25 protein-coding genes are annotated in these 26,530 nt (G+C 54.5%); 4 read left to right on the top strand and 21 right to left on the bottom strand.

Annotated features, from left to right (window positions below; genetic code table 11):
• Window positions 1-37: 37 nt before the first annotated feature.
• Genes creC through creA form a run of 3 tightly spaced genes read right to left on the bottom strand, consistent with a single transcriptional unit; the run spans window position 38 to window position 2,637 of the window.
• Window positions 38-1,462, bottom strand: coding sequence for a two-component system sensor histidine kinase CreC (gene creC / locus AOY24_RS07465; protein WP_044264839.1), 1,425 nt, complete (start codon window positions 1,460-1,462; stop codon window positions 38-40).
• Window positions 1,462-2,151, bottom strand: a complete 690-nt coding sequence (gene creB / locus AOY24_RS07460; RefSeq protein WP_042998024.1) for a two-component system response regulator CreB — start codon at window positions 2,149-2,151, stop codon at window positions 1,462-1,464. The genes creC and creB overlap by 1 nt, the downstream gene beginning before the upstream one ends.
• A gap of 12 nt (window positions 2,152-2,163) precedes the next feature.
• Window positions 2,164-2,637: a protein CreA gene (creA, locus tag AOY24_RS07455; protein WP_054176423.1), complete on the bottom strand. Its 474-nt coding sequence runs from the start codon at window positions 2,635-2,637 to the stop codon at window positions 2,164-2,166.
• A gap of 211 nt (window positions 2,638-2,848) precedes the next feature.
• Here creA and robA point away from each other — a divergent pair, with 211 nt between their 5' ends.
• The gene (gene robA, locus AOY24_RS07450) at window positions 2,849-3,718 is read left to right on the top strand and encodes an MDR efflux pump AcrAB transcriptional activator RobA (RefSeq protein ID WP_044255635.1); all 870 of its coding nucleotides are present in this window, start codon (window positions 2,849-2,851) and stop codon (window positions 3,716-3,718) included.
• On the opposite strand, the gene gpmB is transcribed toward robA, so the two are convergent.
• Window positions 3,715-4,362, bottom strand: coding sequence for a 2,3-diphosphoglycerate-dependent phosphoglycerate mutase GpmB (gpmB, locus tag AOY24_RS07445; RefSeq protein WP_044264833.1), 648 nt, complete (start codon window positions 4,360-4,362; stop codon window positions 3,715-3,717). The genes robA and gpmB overlap by 4 nt on opposite strands.
• Window positions 4,363-4,411: 49 nt before the next feature.
• Here gpmB and yjjX point away from each other — a divergent pair, with 49 nt between their 5' ends.
• On the top strand, window positions 4,412-4,927 hold the full coding sequence (yjjX, locus tag AOY24_RS07440; protein WP_042998028.1) for an inosine/xanthosine triphosphatase: 516 nt from the start codon (window positions 4,412-4,414) through the stop codon (window positions 4,925-4,927).
• A 93-nt stretch (window positions 4,928-5,020) separates the two neighbouring features.
• On the opposite strand, the gene trpR is transcribed toward yjjX, so the two are convergent.
• Together trpR and sltY are read right to left on the bottom strand one after the other, a co-directional pair.
• Entirely contained in the window at window positions 5,021-5,347 is a 327-nt protein-coding gene (gene trpR / locus AOY24_RS07435) for a trp operon repressor (RefSeq protein ID WP_042998029.1), read from the bottom strand.
• 57 nt (window positions 5,348-5,404) lie between these two features.
• Window positions 5,405-7,342 (bottom strand): murein transglycosylase, encoded by a 1,938-nt coding sequence (gene sltY, locus AOY24_RS07430; RefSeq protein ID WP_042998030.1) that lies wholly within the window; start codon window positions 7,340-7,342, stop codon window positions 5,405-5,407.
• 337 nt (window positions 7,343-7,679) lie between these two features.
• On the opposite strand from sltY, the gene ettA reads away from it, so the two are divergent.
• The gene (gene ettA / locus AOY24_RS07425) at window positions 7,680-9,347 is read left to right on the top strand and encodes an energy-dependent translational throttle protein EttA (protein ID WP_044255637.1); all 1,668 of its coding nucleotides are present in this window, start codon (window positions 7,680-7,682) and stop codon (window positions 9,345-9,347) included.
• 50 nt (window positions 9,348-9,397) lie between these two features.
• On the opposite strand, the gene AOY24_RS07420 is transcribed toward ettA, so the two are convergent.
• The 8 genes from AOY24_RS07420 to AOY24_RS07385 all read right to left on the bottom strand — a co-directional run bounded on the left by AOY24_RS07420 (window position 9,398) and on the right by AOY24_RS07385 (window position 18,019).
• Window positions 9,398-10,141: an oxidative stress defense protein gene (locus AOY24_RS07420; RefSeq protein WP_042998032.1), complete on the bottom strand. Its 744-nt coding sequence runs from the start codon at window positions 10,139-10,141 to the stop codon at window positions 9,398-9,400.
• Window positions 10,142-10,257: 116 nt separating this feature from the next.
• Window positions 10,258-10,893 carry an arginine exporter ArgO gene (gene argO / locus AOY24_RS07415; protein WP_044256038.1) on the bottom strand — a complete coding sequence of 212 codons (636 nt, stop codon included), beginning with the start codon at window positions 10,891-10,893 and terminating at the stop codon, window positions 10,258-10,260.
• 144 nt (window positions 10,894-11,037) lie between these two features.
• Window positions 11,038-11,898, bottom strand: a complete 861-nt coding sequence (locus tag AOY24_RS07410; protein WP_042998033.1) for a small-conductance mechanosensitive channel MscS — start codon at window positions 11,896-11,898, stop codon at window positions 11,038-11,040.
• A 125-nt stretch (window positions 11,899-12,023) separates the two neighbouring features.
• On the bottom strand, window positions 12,024-12,959 hold the full coding sequence (allS, locus tag AOY24_RS07405) for an HTH-type transcriptional activator AllS (protein ID WP_042998034.1): 936 nt from the start codon (window positions 12,957-12,959) through the stop codon (window positions 12,024-12,026).
• Window positions 12,916-13,743, bottom strand: a complete 828-nt coding sequence (locus AOY24_RS07400) for a DUF2877 domain-containing protein (RefSeq protein ID WP_044264824.1) — start codon at window positions 13,741-13,743, stop codon at window positions 12,916-12,918. The genes allS and AOY24_RS07400 overlap by 44 nt, the downstream gene beginning before the upstream one ends.
• A 100-nt stretch (window positions 13,744-13,843) precedes the next feature.
• Window positions 13,844-15,106, bottom strand: coding sequence for a DUF1116 domain-containing protein (locus AOY24_RS07395; protein WP_042998036.1), 1,263 nt, complete (start codon window positions 15,104-15,106; stop codon window positions 13,844-13,846).
• Between the two features lie 15 nt (window positions 15,107-15,121).
• A complete protein-coding gene (locus tag AOY24_RS07390; RefSeq protein ID WP_054176422.1) occupies window positions 15,122-16,783 on the bottom strand; it encodes an acyl-CoA synthetase FdrA in 1,662 nt (553 codons plus the stop codon).
• A gap of 12 nt (window positions 16,784-16,795) precedes the next feature.
• On the bottom strand, window positions 16,796-18,019 hold the full coding sequence (locus tag AOY24_RS07385) for an MFS transporter (RefSeq protein ID WP_042998038.1): 1,224 nt from the start codon (window positions 18,017-18,019) through the stop codon (window positions 16,796-16,798).
• A 335-nt stretch (window positions 18,020-18,354) separates the two neighbouring features.
• Here AOY24_RS07385 and AOY24_RS07380 point away from each other — a divergent pair, with 335 nt between their 5' ends.
• A complete protein-coding gene (locus AOY24_RS07380; RefSeq protein ID WP_054176421.1) occupies window positions 18,355-19,260 on the top strand; it encodes a carbamate kinase in 906 nt (301 codons plus the stop codon).
• A 96-nt stretch (window positions 19,261-19,356) separates the two neighbouring features.
• On the opposite strand, the gene fbaA is transcribed toward AOY24_RS07380, so the two are convergent.
• The 7 genes from fbaA to AOY24_RS07345 all read right to left on the bottom strand — a co-directional run bounded on the left by fbaA (window position 19,357) and on the right by AOY24_RS07345 (window position 26,526).
• Entirely contained in the window at window positions 19,357-20,436 is a 1,080-nt protein-coding gene (gene fbaA, locus AOY24_RS07375; RefSeq protein ID WP_042998040.1) for a class II fructose-bisphosphate aldolase, read from the bottom strand.
• Window positions 20,437-20,526: 90 nt separating this feature from the next.
• Window positions 20,527-21,690 carry a phosphoglycerate kinase gene (gene pgk, locus AOY24_RS07370; protein ID WP_042324055.1) on the bottom strand — a complete coding sequence of 388 codons (1,164 nt, stop codon included), beginning with the start codon at window positions 21,688-21,690 and terminating at the stop codon, window positions 20,527-20,529.
• A gap of 51 nt (window positions 21,691-21,741) precedes the next feature.
• Window positions 21,742-22,761 carry an erythrose-4-phosphate dehydrogenase gene (gene epd / locus AOY24_RS07365; protein WP_042998041.1) on the bottom strand — a complete coding sequence of 340 codons (1,020 nt, stop codon included), beginning with the start codon at window positions 22,759-22,761 and terminating at the stop codon, window positions 21,742-21,744.
• 287 nt (window positions 22,762-23,048) lie between these two features.
• Window positions 23,049-23,759, bottom strand: a complete 711-nt coding sequence (locus tag AOY24_RS07360; protein WP_054176420.1) for a nucleoside/nucleotide kinase family protein — start codon at window positions 23,757-23,759, stop codon at window positions 23,049-23,051.
• A complete protein-coding gene (locus tag AOY24_RS07355; protein WP_042998043.1) occupies window positions 23,756-24,265 on the bottom strand; it encodes an MltR family transcriptional regulator in 510 nt (169 codons plus the stop codon). Before AOY24_RS07355 ends, AOY24_RS07360 begins: the two co-directional genes overlap by 4 nt.
• A 15-nt stretch (window positions 24,266-24,280) precedes the next feature.
• Complete coding sequence (gene glpX / locus AOY24_RS07350) at window positions 24,281-25,252, bottom strand: class II fructose-bisphosphatase (protein ID WP_054176419.1); 972 nt, start codon at window positions 25,250-25,252, stop codon at window positions 24,281-24,283.
• On the bottom strand, window positions 25,249-26,526 hold the full coding sequence (locus tag AOY24_RS07345) for a zinc-binding dehydrogenase (RefSeq protein WP_042998045.1): 1,278 nt from the start codon (window positions 26,524-26,526) through the stop codon (window positions 25,249-25,251). The genes glpX and AOY24_RS07345 overlap by 4 nt, the downstream gene beginning before the upstream one ends.
• Window positions 26,527-26,530: the final 4 nt, after the last annotated feature.

Below are 26,530 nucleotides of genomic sequence, written 5' to 3'. Positions count from 1 at the left end.
CCGCAGAGTACGCACGCTATGTGGGGGGAATTTGAAGTTATGTGAAGTGACGGTGAAGTGTGAGCGTGGCCTCGACGCCGCCTTCTGGGCGGTTACGTAATTCTGCACTCCCCTTCAGCAGTCGCGCCACTTCGCGAACGAACGCCAGTCCAAGACCGCTGCTTTTGAGGCCATTCTCACGCGGCAGTGAGTAAAAGCGGTCAAATATCCGCGGTAAGGCAAAATCAGGAATGCCTGTACCCGTATCGGTCACCGTCAGCGTCACCGTCTCTGCATGCGCTTGTGCGCTGAGGGTGATCGCTCCGCCTGCCGGGGTGAAATCAATGGCATTGTCCAGCAAGTTGCCCAACGCCTGCTCCAGCAGCGCCGGCTCCGCAGAGACGCTTAACGCCGAGGGGACAATCTCCAGCGATATCGCCTTCGTCGCCAGTTGAATCGCGCGCGCGTCGCTGATTTGCGCAAACAGTTCATCGACCGCAACCGGGGAGAGGGCAATATCCTGACGGTTTTCCAGTCGCGCCTGGCGCAGCAAGGTTTCAACCAGCGCCTGCATTCGCGCATTTTGGCTGAGAATATTGTCGGTAAAGCGCTTAACAATGTCCGGAGGCGGATTTTCCCGCAGAATTTCCGCCGCGCCGCGAATGGCCGCCAACGGACTCTTTAGCTCGTGGGTGAGCGAGTATACGTACTGTTCAATGTAATTCTTGCCTTCCAGCTTCAGACGCATGCTCTCCAGCGCCTGCGCCAGTTTGCGCAACTCACTGCTGCCCAGTTCAGGCAGCGGCATCGGCTGGTTTTCGGTCACGGAATCCGCATAGCGCGTCAGGCGGGCAATGGAACGGTTTATCCACCAGACCATCCCGGCGCCTATCACCAGCGCAATGCCAAGCAGAATCGCGCTGGCCCAAAGGATCCGGCGCTCGCTGCGTTTAATCACCGGTGCCATCGCGGCATTGGGTTTTCCCACGCTGAGCACGCCGATGATCTTTCCGTTGTCGACAACCGGCGCAGCAACATACATGACCGAGCTTTCCGGATCGGCGGGATCCTGCGGCGTACTGCGCGCGCCATACTGTCCACGCAGCGTTAGCCAGACATCGTTCCAGCGAGAGTAATCCTGCCCGACCGCTTTATTGACGGAATCAAACACCACTTTGCCCTGCGCATCCGTCATGTAAACATGGTACTCATTGCGGACTTTATTGATTCCGCTGATGTTGGCGCGAAAAGGACGGTTATGCAGTTGCGTAAACGCCTGCGCCAGTTGGCCATGCGCCGGGTTACCCGACAGGAGATCGTCACGCGCCAGCGCCGCCAGCAGCGTGGCAGTATCGATCAGCGTCCCTTCCGTTGCGCGCCGTACGCCAGGTTTAATCTCCTGTACAAAAATAGAAAGAACAAACCACGCAGCAACAGCGACAATCAGGAAATAGCCCAACAGCAAACGCATGCCAATGCGCATCAGAGGCTCCTCAGGCTGTAGCCCATCCCACGATGCGTGTTGATCGGCGAAAGCGTCGGGTTGATCGCGCGCAGTTTGGCGCGCAGCGTTTTGATGTGCGTATCGACCGTCCGGTCGTATGTATCCTGCGCATCGGCCCAGACGATATCCATCAGTTGCTGGCGCGAATAGACACGCCCTGGAGATAACAGCAGCGTTTTCAGCAGCAAAAATTCATAGCGCGTGAGTGACAGGGGCGTACCAAACCAGGCCACTTCAGCCGCAGGTTCATTCAGCTCAAAATGGCCGGTTTTGACAACAGGCGACGGCGTGGAAAACTTCTTCACCCGACGTAGCAGCGTGCGGACTCTGGCGCAGACTTCCCGCGGTGAAAACGGTTTGGCGACGTAATCGTCGGCACCGATTTCCAGACCCAGCAAGCGATCCACCTCATCGCTGCGCGCCGTCAGAAAGAGGATTGGTAACGCCGGATGGTACTCAAGCAATCGCCGGCACAGCTCAAAACCGCTGATATCCGGCAATCCGACATCGAGAATCGCCACATCCGGACACTGATGACGCGCTTTCTCCAGCGCGGGCAACCCGCGCTCAAAGGCTTCCACGCTAAACCCTTCCTGCTGGAGCATATAAATCAGGGTATCCGCGATACCCTGCTCATCTTCCACCAGCCAGACCGACACCTGCTGCATAATGCTTCCCTGTTATTCGCGCCACGGCATGATAGGTACCGCGCTAATGGCATTTTTCGGCGACCCATCGACCACCTTGTCGGAATAGGCCAGATAAGCCAGCGCGTTGCGTTTGGCATCATAGAAGCGCACGACCTGTAATGATTTGAAGACCAACGAAGTGCGTTTCTTAAAGACCACTTCGCCCTGCGCTTTACCGTTCTTGATTCTGTCGCTCAGTTCTACCGGTCCTACCTGCTGGCAGGAGATGGCGGCATCAGAAGTATCTTCCGCCAGCCCCAACCCGCCTTTAATGCCACCGGTTTTGGCACGGCTGACGTAGCAGGTCACGTTTTTAACATCGGGGTCGTCAAACGCCTCCACGACGATTTTATGATCCGGCCCAAAGATCTTAAACACCGTATCGACGGAACCGATCTGCTCAGCAGATGCCAGCGGCGCCAGCATAAGCAACAGAGTGAACAGAACTAAACTCTTGTATTTCATATTGTTACCATTCTTTAAAATGACGCTGCGCAATTATTCAGCATTGTAAAAGAAACTGTTTACAGATCACAGGATTACAATAATCACGTTTTATTAGATTCAAAAAAAGCATTAATGCGCAAAAAAAACACTGAATGCTAAAACAACAAAAAATGCTATTATCCAATAATCTGATGTCAGGTGTTTGTAGTTGAAAGGATGAGGATATTTTATGGATCAGGCCGGCATTATTCGCGACCTATTAATCTGGCTGGAAGGTCATCTGGATCAGCCGCTGTCGCTTGACAATGTGGCGGCAAAAGCGGGTTATTCCAAGTGGCATCTGCAGAGAATGTTTAAGGACGTGACGGGTCATGCGATTGGCGCGTATATCCGCGCACGCCGCTTATCGAAATCTGCCGTTGCGCTTCGCCTGACGGCTCGCCCGATTCTGGATATTGCCCTGCAGTACCGCTTCGACTCTCAACAAACGTTCACCCGCGCCTTTAAGAAACAGTTTTCCCAGACGCCTGCACTGTATCGTCGTTCACCGGAATGGAGCGCATTCGGTATTCGTCCGCCTCTGCGTCTGGGCGAATTTGCCATGCCTGAGCATAAATTTGTCACTCTGGAAGATATGCAACTGCTGGGTGTCACCCAGAGTTACTCCTGTTCGCTGGAGCAAATTTCCGATTTCCGCCACGAAATGCGCTATCAGTTCTGGCACGATTTCCTCGGCCACGCGCCAACCATTCCGCCTGTACTCTATGGCCTGAACGAAACGCATCCCAGCCATGAAAAAGATGACGAGCAGGAAGTGTTCTACACCACCGCGCTGCCGCAGGATCAGGCCAACGGCTACGTACAGTCGGCACAGCCGGTGCTGTTGCAGGGCGGCGAGTATGTGATGTTTACTTACGAAGGGCTGGGAACGGGCGTTCAGGAGTTCATCCTGACGGTCTATGGTACCTGCATGCCGCTCCTGAACCTGACGCGCCGCAAGGGCCAGGATATCGAGCGGTACTACCCGGCTGAAGATGCCAAAGCCGGTGACCGCCCCATTAACCTGCGCTGCGAATTCCTGATTCCGATTCGCCGTTAGCGCTGTAGCTCATCCAACGCAGGGGCGTCCAGATGCGAGATGTCCCCTGCCGTTTCGACCACCCATCCCGGCGCCAGCCACAGGCTTTCCTGATAATCTACCCGCGAAATCGAGCAGTTACGCAGGCGTAAGCGGCGTTCAGCGTAGGCAGGAAGTCCCAGAATCGTACTGACCAGACAGCCCAGCGCAATGCCATGACTGACCAACAGCGGACGACTCCCCTGCGGCAAATCCAGGCACGCAGCGAGCGCGCCATGAACGCGATCGCTTAACTCCTGCATCGACTCCCCTTCGGGAATACGTCCGTCGACGGTGCCGTTGACTAACTGACGACGCCAGTTCTCTTCTTCTTCGGTCAGGGTATCAATATGACGTTTTTCCAGCACGCCCATGTGCAGCTCGCGCAGGCGAGCATCTAAGGTGATATCACAGCCACAGGCCTGGGCGATGATTTCAGCGGTGCGGCGGGTACGTCCCAAATCGCTACTAATGACGTGGGTGATGCCGAGACTTTTCGCGCGGTCACCAACCTGCATAGCTTGTTGCTCACCTTTAGCGGTCAGCGGACTGTCGGACTGGCCTTGAATGCGTCGCTCGGCGTTCCACTGCGTTTCACCGTGGCGAACAAGGTATACCTGTAACATGCTATTTTTCCGTATACTGCAAAGAGTTTTTATAAAATCGAGCTTAATTATGCACCATGTTGTCTCAGCAACCACCAATCCCGCCAAAATTCAGGCAATTCTGCAGGCATTTAACGAGATCTTCGGTGAAGGATCCTGCCATATTGAGTCTGTGGACGTCGATAGCGGCGTACCGGAACAACCCTTCGGAAGTCCTGAAACGCGTGCTGGCGCACGGAATCGGGTCGAAAACGCCCGTCGTGCGCGCCCCGATGCCGACTTCTGGGTAGCCATCGAAGCGGGTATTGATGAAGATGCGACCTTCAGTTGGGTGGTTGTCGAAAACGCCACCCAGCGTGGCGAAGCGCGTTCTGCGACGCTGCCGCTGCCTGCGGTGATCCTTGAAAAAGTGCGCGAGGGTGAAGCGCTGGGTCCGGTAATGTCACACTACACGGGTATTGATAAGATTGGCCGAAAAGAAGGGGCGATTGGCGTGTTTACCGCCGGGAAACTGACGCGCGCCAGCGTTTACCACCAGGCCGTGATTCTGGCGCTCAGCCCGTTTCATAACGCGATTTATCGTTGAGTTCGTAAGCCGGATAAGACGAAATTGTCATCCGGCGATAGTGCGGTTGCAAGCCTGATGGCGCTACGCTTATCAGGCCTACGAAATCACTTTTCAGGCGTTTTTCAACAATATGGTTTCCAGCCACTGCCGCAGTTCGACGGGCGCCGATTTCAGGCTGTTAGAGCCGCGGGTGATCGTCGCAATCCCCGCGCCCAGCTCGTTTTTAAGCTCGCGCTGGCTCATTTCGCCACGTAATAACTCTTCGATAATGCGTACACGCGTCCCCAGCGCTTCGCGCTCATCCGGGGTCAGCATCAGTTGCAACAGCGGTAAGTGCAGATCCTCTGCATAAGACTGGCGGAGCAACTCCACAAAACGAAGCCACTCCTGATTACGTTGTTCGGCCATCGCCGATGAATAAGGGGAATGCTGGGTCATGTTATGCCGCCCTGTTGTACTCATACACGAGTACAAATCATAACATAACCCACCGGATTAATAACGTCTCTGCCACTCAGAATCGCTCATCAGGGTGTCTTTCTGCCCCATGAAATAGCGATAGTAAGCGTCGTAGGCCAGCACGTTCTTCACATAGCCACGCGTTTCCGAGAAGGGAATACTCTCGACAAACGCCACGGCGTCGATCCGTCCCGCGCTGTTGCCAAGCCAGGTGCGCACGCGCCCTGGTCCGGCATTGTAAGCTGCTGACGAGAAGATCCGATTATTGCCAAACTGCTGATAGACGTACTGCAGGTAGCTGGTGCCGATATTGATATTGGTTTCCGGATCCAGTAACTGATTCTGACTGCTGTAACCCGGAATAGAGAACATCTTCACCGTGTGCGTCGCGGTGCCTGGCATAATCTGCATCAGCCCGCTGGCGCCGACCGGCGATTTCACCTTCGGATTCCAGGCGCTCTCCTGACGCGCGATCGCCATCGCATAGCTTTGCGGAATATCTTTGCCACGGGTATAGCGGGTAAAGAGATCCTGATACGCCAGCGGGAAGCGCTCCTCCAGATGATCCCAGAGTTTACCGGCGATCGTCGCCTGCACGCTCAGATCCCACCACTGATTGTTGAAGGCATAACGCGCCAGCTGCGCCTGCTCCGTCTTTGTCCGGCTGGTGACCAGGTTTGCCCATTCGCTGCGGGCGGTGTTATCCATATTCCAGTACATCAGTTCGCGAACGCGGGCCATTTCCGCTCCCTGAGTCAGCGCGTTATTCACATCGCCAGGCGCTTTATCAATTTTCAGAACGTACTCTTCTCCCAGACGCTGCGCTGCCACCATCGGGTAGAAACCGCGCTGTTGCATCAGCGCATGCAGGATCTCTTTTGCTTCCGCTTCACGTCCTCGTTCCAGCAGCAAATCGGCCTGCCAGTATCGCCATTCGTCCTTTTCCTTCGCCTCCATCGGCAGACGCGCCAGCCAGGTGTTCAGGCCACGACGATCGCCAGTCCCGAGCGCCATGCGCACCCGACGCTCCACCAGCGTGGTGGACTGCGAGCGCATAATCGCGTCGTCTCGCCATTTCGCCTGCTCGTCGGTGACGTCGTTGCCCATTAATCGCCAGGCGACGATATCGCGCAGCTCCTGGGTTTGATCCTCATTCAACTGCTGCGCCTGTACCAGTGACGGAATCATCAGACGCGCGTTTTCCGCATCCTGACGAGCGACGCTGGCAAAGGCCACAGCGGCCATCTGACGAGTGAAATCGGTCGCGCCGGTGGTGCGCGCAAAGGTCAGGACGCTGTTCGGGTTGTTCGCCAGTGAGATAATCGCTGACGCGATAGTCTGATACTCCGCCGGCATCTGCCCGGCCAGTACCGTCACCAGTCCAGTGTTGCCCGCTTTCATCGCCAGGCGAATGCGCTCCAGGTAAGAGAGCGGATCCTGGGTGCCAGACGCGCGCCAGACGCTGAACAGTTTGTCACAGGCATTAGGTTGGCTTTTACCGGTCAACCACAGCTCTTTCGCCCCCTGCCAGGCTTCTTCCGTTTGCCCGGTATTCCACTTCGCGTAATAGTAATTGCACTGCGCCTCGGTGGTTCTCGGCTTCTCCGGGCTAAACGCTAATAATCCGCGCCAGTCTTCACGCCGCGCCAGTTCGTTAACGAAACGCGATTCCAGCGTACGCGCTGGCGGCAGGGTTGGGTTGGCACGTACAAAGTTGGTCACCGTGACGGTCGGCTGATTCATCAGATCATCGGTGATTTGCCGATATTCCAGATAGGGATACAGGGGGTAATTCTTCAGGCCCGGCATCATCTGCTCCACGACATCCATCTGTCGGTTATCCCAGGCCTGCTTAATCTGTGCGTAACGGTTACGCTGCTCGTCCAGTGAATCGGCTCGCGCTGCCTGACTTAACGTCAGCAGGCACACACCGGCGGCAATAAGACGCCAGGTAAATCGTTGGGCTTTGTCCACAAGCTCTTCCTCTAAATATGATACGTCGCTGCAGCCTCATGCCGCCTAATGATTTCATGCTAACCAGTCATTGGCATTTACGCCACGTCGCGGACACTTTTTTACTTTTACTGCGAGTGAGATCTGCTGGCTGGGATTGAGAGGGGAAAAAGGCTACACTTCGCCTTTGAATACATCTATACCCTAAATAATTCGAGTTGCAGGAAGGCGGCAAGGGAGTGAACTCCCCAGGAGCTTGCATAAGTAAGTGACTGGGGTGAACGAGTGCAGCCAACGCACATGCAGCTTGAAGTATGACGGGTATATTCATCACGATAAATACAGAGGCGAGTCCAACGTGGCCCAATTCGTTTATACCATGCATCGTGTCGGCAAAGTCGTTCCGCCGAAACGTCATATTCTTAAAAACATCTCGCTGAGCTTCTTTCCTGGCGCAAAAATCGGCGTACTGGGCCTTAACGGTGCCGGTAAGTCCACCCTGCTGCGCATCATGGCGGGCATTGATACAGATATTGAAGGCGAAGCCCGCCCGCAGCCTGGCATCAAAATTGGTTACCTGCCGCAGGAACCTCAGCTTAATCCTGAACACACCGTACGCGAGTCTGTTGAAGAAGCAGTGGCGGAAGTGGTCAACGCACTGAAAGGTCTGGATGAGGTTTATGCGAAATACGCAGAGCCAGATGCCGACTTCGATAAACTGGCCGCGCAACAGGGCAAGTTCGAAGAGATCATTCAGGCGCACGACGGTCATAACCTGAACGTGCAACTGGAGCGTGCGGCCGACGCCCTGCGTCTGCCAGACTGGGACGCCAAAATCGCGACCCTCTCCGGGGGTGAACGTCGCCGTGTCGCACTGTGCCGTCTGCTGTTAGAAAAACCTGACATGCTGCTGCTTGACGAACCGACCAACCACCTGGATGCGGAATCCGTGGCCTGGCTGGAACGCTTCCTGCACGACTTCGAAGGCACCGTGGTGGCGATTACCCACGACCGTTACTTCCTCGACAACGTCGCAGGCTGGATCCTTGAACTTGACCGCGGCGAAGGTATTCCGTGGGAAGGTAACTACTCTTCCTGGCTGGAGCAGAAAGATCAGCGTCTGGCGCAGGAAGCCTCTCAGGAAGCGGCACGCCGTAAATCTATCGAGAAAGAACTGGAGTGGGTTCGTCAGGGCGCGAAAGGCCGTCAGTCTAAGGGTAAAGCCCGTCTGGCACGCTTTGAAGAGCTGAACAGCACGGAATACCAGAAACGTAACGAAACCAACGAACTGTTTATTCCACCTGGACCGCGTCTGGGCGATAAAGTCATTGAAGTCAGCCACCTGCGTAAATCCTACGGCGACCGCGTGCTGATTGACGATCTGAGCTTCTCTGTACCGAAAGGCGCCATCGTCGGCATCATCGGTCCGAACGGCGCGGGTAAATCCACCCTGTTCCGTATGATGTCCGGTCAGGAACAGCCAGACAGCGGCACCATCACGCTGGGTGAAACCGTTAAGCTGGCCTCCGTCGATCAGTTCCGTGACGCCATGGATAACAGCAAAACCGTGTGGGAAGAAGTGTCCGGTGGGCTGGATATCATGAAGATCGGCAACACCGAAATGCCAAGTCGCGCCTATGTTGGCCGCTTTAACTTCAAAGGCACCGACCAGGGCAAACGCGTCGGCGAGCTGTCCGGTGGTGAGCGCGGTCGTCTGCATCTGGCGAAGCTGCTGCAGGTTGGCGGTAACGTTCTTCTGCTCGATGAACCGACCAACGACCTGGATATCGAAACCCTGCGCGCGCTGGAAAACGCCCTGCTGGAGTTCCCGGGTTGCGCAATGGTTATCTCGCACGACCGTTGGTTCCTTGACCGTATCGCCACCCACATTCTGGACTACCAGGATGAAGGGAAAGTGGAGTTCTTCGAAGGTAACTTCACCGAATACGAAGAGTACAAGAAGCGCACGCTGGGCGCTGACGCGCTGGAGCCAAAGCGTATCAAGTACAAACGTATCGCGAAGTAATCAACAAAATTGCCGGATGGTGGCGCACATGCCTCATCCGGCCTGGAAGGTTATTGCGCTTTGGCGGTTGCCGCAGATTGTTGACCCGCCGCAGGTTCCAACTGGAACACCACATCGACCTGATCATCAAACTGAATCGCCGCCTGCTCGTACGTTTCCTGCGCTGACACCGGTGCCGCGTCCGCTTTCATCATCCGCACCATCGGGCTTGGCTGATAGTTCGAGACATGGTAGCGCACGCTGTAAACCGGACCCAGTTTGCTGTTAAAACCGGCCGCCAGTTCCTGCGCCTGGTGAATTGCATCATCAATCGCTGCTTTACGCGCTTTGTCTTTATAAGCATCCGGTTGCGCCACACCCAACGAAACGGAACGAATTTCGTTCAGCCCCGCTTTCAGCGCGCCGTCCAGCAGTGGGTTGAGTTTATCTAACTGACGCAGCGTCACTTCGACAGTACGCACCGCACGATACCCTTTCAGAACGCTTTTGCCGTTCTGATAATCGTAATCCGGTTGGGTGCGCAGGTTCGCCGAACTAATGTCTTTTTTCGCGATCTGATTTTGCTCAAGGAAAGAAAGGTATTGCGCAACGCGCTCATCAGCCTGTTTCTTCGCCGTCGCAGCGTCTTTCGCCGCAACATTAACCTCGATTGCCAGCGTGGCAATATCAGGTGCAGCGTCCACGCTTGCCGTCCCGGAAGTCACGATGTGCGGTCCGTCAGGCAATTCGCCTGCCTGCACCGACATTGCACTGAATCCCACTAATGCCGCCAGGGCCATCACTTTGAACTTCACTGTCGCTCCTCCATGTTACGTGAGTTGCCCCAAATTTCAGGGCGCATGCAGGCAAGCTTAGCGCGAAATAGTGTGTTGTCCATCAGACAACGCTTAGAGCGCTAATGGACTGGCTCTTAATTGAACAAGGCGTGAACATGCGCAACGCCTTCTTTTGCCAGTTGAAAAGCGATGAACCACATCACCAGCCCCACCAGCGTATTGATAATCCGCTGCGCTTTTGCGGTACGCAGTCGCGGCGCGAGCCACGCCGCCAGCAGCGCCAGGCCGAAGAACCACAGGAAGGAGGCACTGACGGTGCCGAGCGCGAACCAGCGTTTGGGTTCGACATCCAGTTGTCCGCCCAGACTGCCAAGCACCACGAATGTATCCAGGTAGACGTGCGGATTCAGCCATGTCACCGCCAGCATGGTGGCGATGATCTTCCAGCGTCCCTGCTTCATCACTTCCGCGCTGGCCAGTTCCAGATTGCTACTCATTGCCGTCTTTAAAGCGCCAAAACCGTACCACAGCAAAAAAACCACTCCGCCCCAGGTGACCAGCGCCAACAACCACGGCGACTGCATCAGTAATGCGCTACCGCCAAAAATCCCGGCGCAAATCAGCAACAGATCGCTGATGGCGCACAGGAGCGCAATCATGATGTGATACTGGCGACGTATTCCCTGATTCATCACAAACGCATTCTGTGGGCCGAGCGGAAGTATCATGGCTGCGCCAAGCGCAAGACCTTGAAAATAATACGATATCACGGTAATCATCCTGAGTGTTGTCTCTATAGCGCAGACTATAGCGCGGGATGATTATTAGCGGAAATGGATAATATTAATCGTAGATTAGGGAAATTAATGAAGAGGGGATTTTGCCGGATGCTGCGATGCGCATCCGGCATAGCATTATTCTGCCGTGACTTCTTTCACGCGTTTGAAATTCACGTCCATCTGCGGATACGGGAAGCTGATTCCAGCGGCATCAAATTCACGCTTAATCCGCTCCAGTACGTCCCAGTACACGTTTTGCAGATCGCCGCTGTTGCTCCAGACGCGCACCACAAAGTTAATCGACGACGCGCCCAACTCATTCAGACGAACCGTCATTTCGCGATCTTTCAGAATGCGATCGTCTGATTCGATAATCCCGGTGAGGATCTGTTTCACCTTATCGATATCAGAGTCGTAAGCGACGCTAATAATAAATTCATTACGGCGTACCGGCTCACGGGAAAAGTTGATGATATTGCCGGCAATGATTTTACCGTTCGGGATGACGACAATTTTACCGTCCACGGTGCGCATGGTGGTGGAGAAAATCTGCACATTCAGCACCGTCCCGGCAACGCCGCCCAGATCCACATACTCACCCGCACGGAACGGACGGAACATGACCAGCAGAACGCCTGCGGCAAGGTTAGACAACGATCCCTGCAACGCCAGACCGACCGCTAAACCGGCGGCACCGAGCACCGCAATCACCGACGCCGTCTGTACCCCTACCCGACCCAGTGCGGCAATCAGCGTGAAAGCAATAATTCCGTAGCGCACCAGCGCGGAAAGAAAGTCTGCCACGGTAGCATCGATATGCCGCGCCACCATCAGGCGGTTAACCGTATTCGACACCAGACGCGCCACGATCATCCCGACAATCACAATGGCCACTGCCGCCACGATGTTGACGGCATAGCTCAACAGCAATTCCTGGTTGCGGACCAGCCAGCTCCCCGCACCGTTGATGCTGTCGACAACATTCAAATCTTCCATTACATATTCCTTGGTCATAACAAATCAGAGCAAATGAGATCAATCTCACGAAAACACCCCGTTAAAGGTAAACAATAATGGGTGAATATGCCATTTTCGTTATGTTTCAATTCTGGATATCACGGCTATTGCCGTTCTGCAGGACGATCCACCATCCGCAAAAATCCCCCCACCAGCCCATGTTTTTGTTTAAAAATTGCGGCAATTTCGCTGACCACTTTTCCACTTCCGGCATTCTTCCAGGCGATAGAAAGCGGTGACGGCTGGCGAGGATTCACCACCGAACGAGCCACCAGTGCGCCGGATTCTACGTAAGGGCGACACAGACGTTCCGGTAAAAAACCGACGCCCAGGCCACTTAAGTGACAGGCCAGCTTGGTGCTGAGATCCGGAACCTTAATCTCCTTTTGTCCGCTCAGCAGCCAGGCCACGCGACGGGTGAGCGTGCGCGACGTATCTTCAATATTGATGGCGGGGTAGCGACGCAGCATGTCGTCCGATAACACCGTTGCCGGATGGCTGGCCAACGGGTGATTCTGCGCGACCACAAACTGCCAGCTAATGTCCCCCAGTGGCAGCAGTGAAATGTTGTTTGACAACGATTCGGAACCGGTCACGCCAATCGCCAGTTGATAGTCGTCATACAGCAGCGAATCCCACACGCCCATATAGACCTGGCGGGAGATCTGGAAACGGGTGAAGGGAAATTGTTGATGCAGCCACGTCAGTAAATCAGCGGTCGTCTGCGGCTGATAGAGCAAATTATTGATAACAATATTAACCTGACGCTCAACGCCCGCATTAATCTGCTGCAACTCATCAGGCATGGCGTCCAGCCAGTTAAGCCACTGGCGACAATGTTCGAGCAGATGCTGTCCCGCCAACGTCAGGCTGACGGAACGCGTGGTTCGTAAAAAGAGCTGCGTACCCACCTGCTCTTCCAGCGTTTTGATGCGGTAACTGATTGCCGCAGGCGTTTTATGCAGTGAGCTGGCCGCACGGGAAAAACTCTCCGTCTCAGCTACCCGAATAAATGTACGTATTGTTTCCTGATCGAGCATGCTTTCCCCTTGAGTCAGCCATCAGCAACCAGCGTTGCGCCAGCGCAATCCCTAACACCATGTCAGCGCCGGAGGTGTGCCCCACCGTGAGCAGACGACGCAGTGCGTGGCCTGCGTCACGCCCGGTTTGCAAGCTGCGCATCACCCCCAACACCGGCGTCGAAAATTCGCCCACTCTGGCACTATTAAGATAGCTACAGCTTACCGAAGTTGTCAGTTGCGCAAGTTGATCCGCCGGGGGTAAAAAAAGGTGAACCGGTATCCCGGCTGCAATAAAGACCGCCAGCATTCCCGTAAGCATATCATCACCGCTGGGCGTGAGTCCGGGACCTCGTCCAATCAGCCAGCGCCAGTCTGGCGCGATGCCATTCGCCCAACGCTCCAGCCCGGCGACGATCTGCGGATAACACGCCACGGTATTGAGTGGCTGGTTGAGCGCACCTCCCAGACCGGTTTGCTGAACACAGGAAGACAGGTCGAGCAGTGCGATAGCAGAAGGAGTCAGTTGCAGCCTGAGTTGACGCTGAGGGCGAAGGGTCACCCCCTGCCCGGTCAGCAGATCCCCGGTTTTGCACAAGCGTGAAACCGTCGTCAGGCGGGAGAACTGTGCACGACTCAACAGCACGCCGGTCGGCCCCATGCCTTTACCGTAGCGGTATAACGTCAGTAATTCGCCGTTAGCATGGCTGAAATTGATCGCCTGTGAGAAGCGACTGTGCAGCGTCCATTCACCCTCTGGAAGTCGATAAAGCCCGGCGCAGGCCAGGGCATTGAGAATGAACATAGGTTACTCCGAAATGCCGGATCGCGGCGCCACCTTATCCGGCCCACGAGTGACACCGATCCGTAGGCCCGGTGAGCGTTAGCGCCACCGGGCATTTCTGTTACGCCGTGATGTGATGCTCTTCCGCCAGCGCTTCCAACGCTTTTTCAAAGCACAGCAGCGGTGCACGTACGGTCCCCGCACCAACCTGGCCGATTCCGGCTTCGCGGTGAGCGATACCGGTGTTGATCAGCGGCGTAATCCCCGTTTCCACGACACGACGGATATCCAGCCCCAGACACGCCCCTTTGAAATCCCAGGACGGGATCTGGAACAAAGGGTTGTTGGCGAGGTAGATTTCCGCCATCTCCTCAGAGGTTTCCAGCGCGGCCCCCATACCGCCCGCACCGACGAAACGCGTCACGCCAGGTGCAGCAATCATGGCTGCGCCACCAATGCCCAGCGTCTCGGTAATGGCGCTATCACCGATATCCGGGTTAGCGTCAGCCTGACTGTAGCCGGTAAAGAACAAGCCCTGCGGCGTATTCACTGGCGCGGTAAACCAACGGTCGCCGGTGCCGCTGACGCGAATCCCGAACTCACGTCCGTTGCGCGTCATTGCGGTCACCACCGAACCGGCTTTAATCACTGCCGCCGCATCCATCACCGCTTTGCTGTAGGCCATCGCCAGGTTAAGGAAGAACTGATCGGTCACGCTCAGGAATTGCAGCACCTCAATGATTTCGGCTTTCGGACGATCAAGACCGGCGATCACAGGGGATAGCGTGCGCAGCAGTAACGACGAGGCCGCGATATTACGCTGATGGAATTCGTCCCCCATCGTAATCGCCTGAGCCATCATCGCCGTCAGATCCACGCCGTTCTCCATGCGCGACAAGGCCTCCTGTAACACCGGTGCCAGCGTATCGCGCATCCAGCGCAGACGCGTCTGCACATCCTCACCGTAGGCGCCGAAACGCATGACTTTGCCGATCCCTTCGTTCAGGTTGCAACAGGACTGATTGCCATGCACCACGTCACGTACGACCAGCACTGGCATGTTTGCAGAGGTGATGCCGCCCATCGGGCCGACGGCGCCAACATGGTGGCACGGGATAAATTCCACTTCGCCCTGATTCAGGAGACTGACAGCTTCCTCTTCACTGGCCGCCCACCCCTCAAACAGCGATGCGCCGATACAGGCACCGCGCATAGGCCCCGTCATCTCTTCCCAGGCAATCGGCGGGCCGGCGTGCAGCAATTTACGCCCGGAGGACAATTCAACCACCGCCTCTTTCGCAGGACGGACAGCGACCCAATGTGGGCGGGCGGCTTTGATGCGTTCAATAATGGCGTCGTTGGCCTGTGCAATTGATGAATACATATCGGTACCTCTGAATTAATGTAACTGCTTGAGTAAACTGGCGAGACGCGCATTGCCACCGGCAATCGGCGCCCACTGATAATGCACAACCGGCGTGCCGCTGCTTTGCAGATCCAGCGCGAAGCTGCGCAGTCCGGCATTGATCACCTGTACGCCATCCAGCAAGGGGCTAGGTTCAACGGATGGGCGAGAGTCCTGATGATGTGTCAGGCTGATGGCGAGCAACACGGCCTCTTCCAGGGTTTCCACCACGGCGATGCCTGCATCACGCAGGATGTCGGTTTGTCCACTGCGTCCCTGTGGGTCGGCATCGGTTCCGGTGAGGGTGGCGATGGTGACCAGCGGCGCGTTTCGCGTTGCGCGAACCTGCTCGACAGCCTCAACAACGGCGCCCGCCGGATCAGCACAGGCGCCATAGCCCAGCACCACATCCAGCAGCAGCACGCCCACGTCCGGCATCGCTGCCAGCTTTTCGATTTCAATGCTGCGAGTTGTCGGGTCAATCATCGGGTGTGGTCTGCCCAACGTGTAGCTGTCATCTCCCAGATCGACAATGCGATGGCCCTGCGCGTCGAGCATGACGCCAGCAGCGTGGCTTTCACTCACTGGCACACCCAGCCCGGCCGAAAGCAACATCGCCGCTTCAGCCGCGAGCGTCCCGCCGGCATACAGCCCATAAATGCCTTTGCCAGCCACCTCGGGTTGAATCAGGCGCTGCTGAGCCACTCGCATCAGCAACACGGCCAGTTGGGCGGCATCTGAGAGCGAATTCGCCAGCCAGACATTCCCCTCACAGCGTTGTTCCGGTTTATTCCCGAGAAAGAGCGCGACCACCGGTTTACCGACCTTTTGCATCGCATTGATAATGCGGGTTCTGACCTGCGGCGACGGCGGTTTAGAGACAAACGCGATCACCCGCGTGGCATCATCAGCAGCCAGCATCTCCAGCGCCGTTAACGCACTGATGCCTCCCACTTCCGCACTCAGATCGCGTCCCCCCAAACCGATGGCATGGCTGATCCCCTGTTGGTGCAGCGCAATCTGAGAGGTGACCTCCTGAATGCCCGTTCCGGACGCCCCGATTACACCAATTCCACCGTCGGGCAACACGTTCGCGAATGCCAGTGGGCTACCGGCAATCATCGCTGTCCCGCAGTCCGGCCCCATCACAATCAGCCCTTTTTCGCGGGCCAACGTTTTCAGCTCAACTTCCTGCTCAAGCGGTACGTTATCGGAAAACATCATCACGTTTTTACCGGCCAACAGCCCCTCTTTCGCTACGGAGGTCGCATACTCCCCGGCAACCGAAACCAGCAGCAGATTAGCCTGCGGTAATTTCTGGCACGCGCTCTCCCAGCGACGCGCTTTCAGCAGTTGCTGTGAACCGCCCGAGGCGCTGGCAATTGCGCTTAACTCTTTTTCCAGCTGTTCGCGGATTAATTCGAGGATCTCCGGTTGCTCGTCATGCGTTCGTACCGCCACACAAATATCGTTCGGTGTGGCCTCGACAAAATCGTCATGCCAGAAGCCCGTAGAATCCAGCATCGCTTTATTCGCTGGCGTTCCCATCATGACGGAAACCTGGTCAACTTCCGGTCGCTCACTTAATTTCCGGGAAATGATCATCAGGCTGACGGAGTCCTGAAAGCTTCCCTTTTTAATAAAGGCGTAAATCATTACCGCTACCTCTTATGTACGTTTTTCTTTCAAAAACAGCATCGCAACCAATCCAATCGCTAACAGAATGGCTGACACATAAAAACTGGATGCCAGGCTGCCCGTTATATCGCGCGCCGCGCCAGCAATAATGGGAGCAAGAATAGAAGAGCTCATGCCGATAAAATTAAATAAGCCAAACGCGGTGCTGTAATTATTTTCATCAACGCTATCGGCAACCAGCGCAACCAGCACGGGATCCAGTGCCAGTTTGCCGACGAGACCGTAAATACACAGGGCGACAATCACGCCAGTCATGTTTGGCATCCAGACAATGGACAGCATGCTGATGATCGCCACCGGGACGAGGAACATAATTAACGGTTTGCGCTTACCTAATTTGTCAGACAGGCTGGAGAATAACAGCGCGCCGGGGATTGAAATCCAGGCGACCAGCGAAGAGATAAATCCAGTTTCGCTACCGGCAATACCACGTTCATTTTGCAGATAATAGGGAAGCCAGGTCAGAATAACGAAGAAACCAAACAGGCTACAGAACACCATGATATAGGTCAGAACGAGGTTGCGGTTTTTCAGAAGATCGCTGAATTTGCCTTTTTTTACCGGCTGTCCGTCGGTATCTACAGTGCGTTTCTTTTCTTTCACAAACAGCCAGATCGCAATCCCCACCAGTACTGAAGGAACCGCCATCGCGTAGAACGGCATCCGCCATGAATGGCCCTGATCGTACACCAGCCAGCTTGAGGTCATCAGTCCCAGCGCAATACCGAAGGCCATGCCGCTATTGATGATTGCGCTGCCGAGCGAGCGATATTTTTTAGGGATTTGCTCGGAAGAAAGGCCGTACTGTGGACCGTAATAGGTCCCTTCTCCCGCGCCCGTGACAACGCGGGCAAACAGCAGCGTGTACCAACTTTTTGCCCAACCGGTAACGGCCGTGAAAACGCCAAAGAGAATAAACCCAGGCACCAGCACTTTTTTCTTACCGATTTTATCACCCAGTATTCCGGCCGGGACCTGTAATAACGCATAAGAAAAATAAAACACAGAATTAAGAATGCCTAATTGCGTTCCACTTAGGCCAAACTCTTTTTCCAGCTCGCCCATCACCGGGTTCAATACCGTCCGGTCGGCGTACATGAAAATCCACCCCAGCCAGAACAGGAAAATGGTCACCCACCAGGCCGGTATTCCTTTTTTCTTCGTGACCTCAGTCACTTCACATGATTCAGACATAAGCAATCTCCCGGTAATATTTACCGTTGAACACCTCATATTATCTGACGATTGATGAGGCTTGATGTTTTAACTCTGCTCACCATATCGGGCCGCGACATCATTTCGTTTGAGCAAAGTCACACAAAATCCATTGTTATAAATTCCTGGGAACTGACCGCAACATTATTAAAAAAAGTCTAACAATCATTTTTTAAATATTTTAAACAAAGTAATTAAAAACAATCCTAATTAACGCGTTATTTTTATCAGTCAATAAGCTGTCGAATAAGTCACATTATAAAAAAACCGGAACGTTATTTTGACCACGAGATATTTTGCACATTGAGGTCATAATGAAAAAGAAACTGGTCATTGCACTGGGTGGGAATGCATTATTACAGCGCGGAGAGATATTGAGTGCGGAAAACCAACAACGCAGCATTCAGGTTTTTGCGCAACGGGTAGCGACGCTGGCTCGCGATTTTCAACTGGTGATTGTTCACGGAAACGGGCCTCAGGTCGGGTTGCTGGCGTTGCAGAACGCGGCCTACACGGAATCACCCGCCTGGCCGCTTGATATACTGGTGGCTGAAAGCCAGGGAATGATTGGCGCCGCCATCGCCCAGGCGCTGACGCAAAATACGGGGGGTTGCCCCGTGACCACGCTGATGACACGTGTAGAAGTAGACCCGCAGGATGAGGCGTTTGCCACTCCGGGTAAGTACATAGGGCCCGTCTATCAACCGGATCAACAAGATGAACTGGAACAACGCTATGGCTGGACGATGAAGGCGGATGGACAATACATTCGACGGGTCGTTCCCTCACCGATACCGCAAAACATCCTCGACGGCGAGGCCATCCAGATGCTGATGGAAGCAGGGCATACGGTGATTTGCTGTGGCGGTGGCGGCGTTCCGGTGGTGGCTCAGGGTAACGGATACGTGGGAACTGAAGCGGTGATCGACAAAGATCTGACAGCTGCGGTGTTGGCGAATACCATCAACGCCGATCATCTGCTGATCCTGACCGATGCCGATGCCGTCTATGAACACTGGGGTACTCCACAGGCGCGCGCGTTACGACATGTCACAACCGAAGAGTTGGCGCCGTTTGCGGCACCGGATGGCGCAATGGGACCAAAAGCGGCGGCGGTGATCCAGTTTGTTAAGCAAACCGGGCGTTCGGCGTTTATTGGCGCGCTGAAAGATGCACCACAGATACTCACAGGCGAGAAAGGTACCTGCGTGACGCAGTAACCCCCTGCCGTTTGGCATTGTCGGATGGCGAGATTCTCCGGCAACCACGCAAAAAAGGCTTCCCGAAGGAAGCCTTTTTACAATAAGCGGACCAGATTACAGCACGTCAATTGCGTTCAGTTCTTTGAAAGCCTGTTCCAGACGCGTGATCATGGAAGTCTGGCCAGCACGCAGCCATACGCGCGGATCGTAGTATTTCTTGTTCGGCTGATCTTCGCCTTTCGGGTTGCCCAGCTGACCCTGCAGATACGCTTCATTCGCTTTGTAGTAGTTCAGAACACCTTCCCAGGTCGCCCATTGGGTATCGGTATCGATGTTCATTTTGACTACACCGTAGCTTACGGAGTCTTTGATTTCCTGAGCGGTAGAACCGGAACCACCGTGGAAGACGAAGTTCAGGCTGTTGTGCGGCAGGTTGTGTTTCTTAGAAACATAGTCCTGAGAGTCGCGCAGGATGGTCGGGGTCAGAACCACGTTACCCGGCTTGTAAACGCCGTGTACGTTACCGAAAGAAGCCGCGATAGTGAAACGCGGGCTGATTTTGCTCAGCTCGGTGTACGCGTAATCCACGTCTTCCGGCTGGGTGTACAGGGCAGAAGCGTCCATGTGGCTGTTGTCCACACCATCTTCTTCACCACCGGTGCAACCCAGTTCGATTTCCAGGGTCATGCCCATTTTGGACATGCGCGCCAGGTATTTGGAGCAGATTTCGATATTCTCTTCCAGTGACTCTTCAGACAGGTCGATCATGTGAGAAGAGAACAGCGGTTTACCGGTCGCCGCGAAGTGTTTTTCACCTGCGTCCAGCAGACCGTCGATCCACGGCAGCAGTTTCTTCGCGCAGTGGTCAGTGTGCAGGATAACCGGAACACCGTAGTGCTCAGCCATCTGATGTACGTGGTGCGCACCAGAGATCGCGCCCAGGATTGCCGCACCCTGAGGAACGTCAGTTTTCACGCCTTTACCCGCGATGAACGCAGCGCCACCGTTGGAGAACTGTACGATAACCGGCGCTTTAACTTTTGCAGCGGTTTCCAGAACGGCGTTGATAGAGTCGGTACCGACGCAGTTAACTGCTGGCAGAGCGAAGTTGTTTTCTTTTGCTACCTGGAAAACTTTCTGTACGTCATCACCGGTGATAACGCCAGGTTTTACGAAATCAAAAATTTTAGACATGTTACGAGTCCTGTATCTTCGGCCTTGGAAAGGGGTGCGTGCCACTTAAGCGCGCTGAAAATTGGGCAGGTTTCCCTGCCCATGAGTGTCTTACTTCTTAGCGCGCTCTTCGAGCATCGCTACGGCAGGCAGAACTTTACCTTCCACGAATTCGAGGAATGCGCCGCCGCCAGTGGAGATGTAGGAGATTTTGTCAGCAATACCGAACAGGTCAATAGCCGCCAGCGTGTCACCGCCGCCTGCAATAGAGAACGCGTCGCTGTCAGCAATTGCGTTAGCTACGATTTCAGTTCCTTTACGGAAGTTCGGGAATTCAAACACGCCAACCGGGCCGTTCCACAGAATGGTTTTTGCATTCTTCAGGATTTCAGCCAGCTGTTGTGCAGAAGCGTCGCCGATATCCAGGATCTGCTCGTCTTCTTTCACGTCGTTGACGGATTTCAGCGTGGCGGCAGCGCTTTCAGAGAACTCGGTCGCGACGCGAACGTCAGTCGGAACCGGGATATCGCACGTGGTCAGCAGACGTTTGGCTTCGTCAACCAGATCTGCTTCGTACAGGGATTTGCCCACATTGTGGCCCTGAGCGGCAACGAAGGTGTTCGCGATGCCGCCGCCAACGATCAGCTGATCAGCGATTTTGGACAGGGAATCCAGAACGGTCAGTTTGGTGGAAACTTTAGAACCGCCCACGATAGCGACCATCGGACGAGCCGGCTCTTTCAGCGCTTTACCCAGCGCATCCAGTTCTGCAGCCAGCAGCGGACCGGCACATGCGACGTCAGCAAATTTGCCGATACCGTGAGTGGAAGCCTGTGCACGGTGAGCCGTACCAAATGCGTCCATCACGAACACATCACACAGCGCAGCGTATTTTTTGGACAGCGCTTCGTCGTCTTTCTTCTCGCCTTTGTTGAAGCGAACGTTTTCCAGCACCACCAGTTCACCGGCAGCGACTTCAACGCCGTCGAGGTAATCTTTTACCAGGCGAACCGGGTTAGACAGTTTGTCTTTCAGGTAATTAACAACCGGCAGCAGAGAGAATTCTTCGTTGTACTCGCCTTCGGTAGGACGACCCAGGTGGGAAGTCACCATCACTTTAGCGCCTTGTTTCAGGGCCAGTTCGATGGTCGGCAGAGAAGCACGGATACGCGCATCGCTGGTCACTTTCCCTTCTTTAACTGGTACGTTCAGATCCGCACGGATAAAAACACGTTTACCAGCAAGATCCAAATCGGTCATCTTGATTACAGACATGGTGAATCCTCTCGTTGATTCTTGATAAAGTTTTGCAGACGCCCTTGCGCCCTACCTGAAACCTTTTGCAGCCATCGCTAACGTGGTGTCGAGCATTCTGTTAGCAAAGCCCCATTCATTGTCACACCAGACCAGTGTCTTAATAAGGTGCGCGCCACTGACCCGCGTTTGTGTACCATCAACAATGGCGCTATGCGGGTCGTGATTAAAATCGACGGAGACCAACGGTAATTCCGTATAGTCAACTATATCATGAAATGCACCTTGTGCCGCTTTTTGCAGCAACTGGTTGACTTCATTGGCTTTTACTGGCTTCATCACCGTAACGCTTAAGTCGATTGCCGTGACGTTTATCGTCGGTACCCGCACCGCAATCGCTTCAAAACGATCGTTAAACTGCGGGAAAATTCGGGTGATACCTGCCGCCAGTTTGGTATCGACCGGAATGATCGACTGACTCGCCGCGCGCGTCCGACGCAGGTCAGAATGGTACGCATCAATCACCTGCTGGTCGTGCATCGCGGAGTGAATGGTCGTCACCGTACCGGACTCTATGCCATAGGCATCATCCAATAATTTGATAATGGGAATAATACAATTCGTGGTACACGAAGCATTGGAGACGATGCGGTGGTCCGCGCGCAGTTGATCCTGATTGACGCCAAATACCACTGTGGCGTCGAGATCGTTGCTGCCAGGATGTGAAAAGAGCACTTTCTTCGCGCCAGCGGCGATATGCGCCTCGCCGTGTTCGCGGTTCCCGTAGACGCCCGTACAGTCCAGCACGATATCAACGCCGAGCTCGCGCCACGGAAGCGCCTCAAGCGAAGACTCATGCAGAATGCGAATCGCGTCGTCGCCAACTATGAGCTGCTCGCGCTCCTGGCGAACGTCCCATGCAAAACGTCCATGGCTGGTGTCATATTTCAACAAATGCGCCATGCCTGAAGCATCCGCCAGTTCATTGATTGCCACCACGGTGATTTCCGCCCGACGTCCGGATTCATATAAAGCACGAACCACATTACGTCCGATGCGACCGAAGCCATTAATCGCTACGCGTACGGTCATAGATCTCCTGCAAGGCTATCCCGATTCAGATGTGGCTGACAGAGTAATCCAGCGCATCGTTCAGGGGAACCTTACCTGTCGCAAACTGCGACTGATTGATTATTTGTCGAACATTTAATCGACTGAAACGCTTCAGCTAGAATAAGCGAAACGGGGAATAAAAGGAACGATTGTCCAGACGATTAAGCCAGCTATATGACCTGCATCACATTTTACCCGCTGTAAACGGGGGTAATTATTCCAGTAAACCGTAATAATCATCACACCTTAGCTGGAATAATTTATCATCAGGCGAGACGGTATTCCCCAGTGGCGTTCATCTCCAGTAGTAGACTCGCAGGACGACTTTCGCGCAGCACTCGCTCAACATTCGGTCCGTCTGTGCGTTCGTAAAACGCCTCGGCATCGGCTGGCGATAATCCTCCAGCCAGCTTGCGCCCCACCAGTCGCGCACGCAGGGCCTCCGCTGGCGCGCGAATAAACAGGGAAAAATCGCAGAACGCCGCCAGCGCCCGCCATCTCTCGTCATCCCGCAGCAGCCAGTTCCCTTCCACAATGACAATTGGCGCGCTCACCACAATCGCGTCTTCGACCGGATCGTGCTTTTGCCGATCATATTGCGGCCAGGTCCCTTCGCCTTCTCTAATCTGTCGCAGATTCTGCGCCAGTTTTTCAACGTCAAACGTCTCTGGTGCCCCTTTGTACGCACGCAGATGGTGCGTGTCCAGCCAGTCATTGTAATGATGGAAACCATCCATCGGGAGCGTCTGGATCGCCGGCAAAGAGGGCTCCTGACGCGAAAGCCACTCCCAGAACGTGGTCAGTGTGGATTTTCCGGTCCCGGGCGGCGCACTCAGAAACACAACGGTGCGTCGTCTGGCGTTCGCGGAATGGACGTTCGCCAGGTGCTGTAATAACGGCTTATGAACGTTCTCTATCTCATCATCATGATAATGGGCTTCAACCCGCAACCCGTTGACCATCAGTCCGATTTTCACGGTGTTAATTCCTTTAAAATTGACGTTACCGCCAGCGTCATTGCCGTCTTGACCATTCCGGAAAAACGCACCTCAGACCACGCCGCAAAATCGGCAAATTTCATCGACTCCAGCGCACTATATAAGGTCGTATTGCGGGTAATACTGTTGACGTTGCTGATAAAATCCCAGGTGATGTCATCGGCAAATCCCGGGATCTCATCCCGTTCGCTGACGTACTGATAAAACTGCGAAAAATGCGTAATATCGGCATAAAGCCATTTATCCATTTTTCCCAGCGCATAAATCAGGCGCAGCGCAACGTCAATATCATCAAGCGGCCCACTCTGGGCAAGTAACGGCTTCACTGCATATTCCACAATCTCTTCATCGTTATCGACAAATAGCGACGGCAGAAAGCGCTTAATGCCCTGTAGCAAAATGGAATGTGCCGTCGTCATAAACGAAAGTAAGTTATTTTGAGCATCCAGTTGCTCCAGCACATCGTCTTCTGTCAGCGTCGTCATTTGTTTCCCGATCAATCACCATGAATGCAGAGAGTCTATTATATTACACGTTCGATCCGCGCCGCCGATCAGTAAAGTTTGCGTACGCACCCCCTTTGCAACCTGTTGGATCCCATTCACAAGATCGCCGCCAGTCACTCCGGTCGCGCTGAAGAGAACGTCATGTCCCGCTACCAGTTCATCGAGCGTATAGATCCGATTGACCTCGACGCCCATTTCCGCGCAGCGCTGGCGCTCCTGGGCAGAGATAACACGATGCTCCGCGCTGTCGCCTTTCGCTTCACAAAAATCGATCAGCTCGGCCTGCATATCCCCCCCCAACGCTTTCACCGCACAGGCGGAAATCACGCCTTCTGGCGCACCGCCAATGGTATACATCAGGTCATAAGGGTTATCCTGCAAACAGGCCAGAACACTGGCGGCCACATCACCATCAGGCAGGGCAAAGACTTTCACCCCCAACTGCGTGGCTTCGGCAATCGCTGGCTGAAGTCGCGGTTTATCCAGCGTGGCCATGCGCAGTCGATCCAGCGGTTTGCCCAGCGCTTTCGCCACCTGACGCAAATTATCCGCCAGGGGCCGCGCCAGGTTAATCACCCCTTTCGCCTGCCGGTTAACAACCAGCTTTTTCATGTACATATCAGGGGCATGTAACAAACTTCCCCGCGGCGCAAACGCCATCACCGCCAGCGCATTGCTCTGCCCCATCGCAACCATCCGGGTGCCTTCAATAGGATCGACCGCGATATCAACCTCTGGCCCGCTGCCGCTGCCAACCTCTTCGCCAATCCACAGCATCGGCGCGTGATCAATCTCGCCCTCACCAATGACGATGCGCCCGCGAATGGCGATGTCATTCAAGGCCGTGCGCATCGCACTCACTGCCAGTCCATCTATTTTGTTCTTATCGCCGCAGCCGGTTTGCGGCCAGGCAGCCAGCGCTGCCTGCTCTGTGATGCGAAACAGCGGCCATGCCAACGACTTCATGCCGCCGCCTCCCCGATATCCACGCCAAACTGCGCCAGCAGATACTTTTCTGCTTTCTCATTCCAGATTCCGTGTGTCTCCTCCACAAGACGCGCCAGTTCTCTGAATAACGGATCGGTTTTGCCTTTCTCAGCGAAATCAGCAATTGCCGTCAGCGGCATCGTCACACCGTTATAGATAAGCTTCTTGCCACCTGGAATATCCGGCAAATTCAGAACGGTATCGGGCACCGCATCGAGACCACCAATATGGGTCACCATAAACGATGGCTGAAGCTGGCCCGTCGCACTCAGTGCAATCGCCTCTTTCATGTCCTCAGTGGAACCGCCAGAGGTTCCGACTACGTGAGTGCTATTGTAATGCACGTTGTAGAAATTAAACGGCACCTTGAAACGGCTATCCGTCGGACCGGCAAAGAAGTTCAGACAGCCATCTTCTGCCAGAAGATCGTCAGCCATCTCCACGACGGCTGGCACGGCGGCATAGACAAAAACGTCATCGAACCCGGCGCCGCCCGTTAATTCGCGCAGTTGCGTCGCGGGGTCGGCCATACCGGACGAATTCACATAGGTGAGTGCGATTCCCTTGCGTGCGGCCAGTTCGACCGGCAGGAGTTTTTTAGCCTGCTCCAGACGCGTTTCATCAATATCCACCACCACCACGCGTGCCGGTTGGATCCCGCCGTTAATAGCATAATCAATCGCACCGATCCCCATTGGCCCGGCGCAGGCTAAAAGCGCAATATTGCCGCCGGGCTTAATCCCCATTCGGTGCTTATACACATAAGGCGTCGTATGATAATTCGCTTTATAGGCACCAATGATGCAACACATCGGTTCCGCCAGCGAGGCAGCCGCAAAATAAGAACCGTGGTATGGCAATACGCAACCCAGATTTATCGCAATTTCAGGGATAATCATATACGTGGCATTACCACCGAAATATTCGTAGCTGTATCCTGCGGAATAACCGCTGGGCAATCCCATTGCGGGTTGTAAAACAAAACGTTGCCCTTTTTTATATTTCCCGGTTAGGTTTTTACCTACTTCAACAATGATCCCGGCACATTCGTGACCGGTAATCACCGGATGATTTTCCAGATCATCAGGAACACGTTTATGTTCACTGGCTAATGTCGCAGCCTTCCAGGTGGATAAGCATACGCTGTCGGAAATCACACTGACTAACAGTTCATTATCCGTAATTTCAGGTAATTCAAACTCACGGATACGCACATCCTGTTTGCCATATATTGCAGCCACTTTCGTTTTCATATTA

The sequence above is a fragment of the Citrobacter sp. CtB7.12 genome (assembly GCF_001297795.1).
Lineage (GTDB): Bacteria > Pseudomonadota > Gammaproteobacteria > Enterobacterales > Enterobacteriaceae > Citrobacter_A > Citrobacter_A amalonaticus.
Note: the sequence above shows the minus strand (reverse complement) of the source record. Positions and strands in the feature narration are given on the sequence as shown.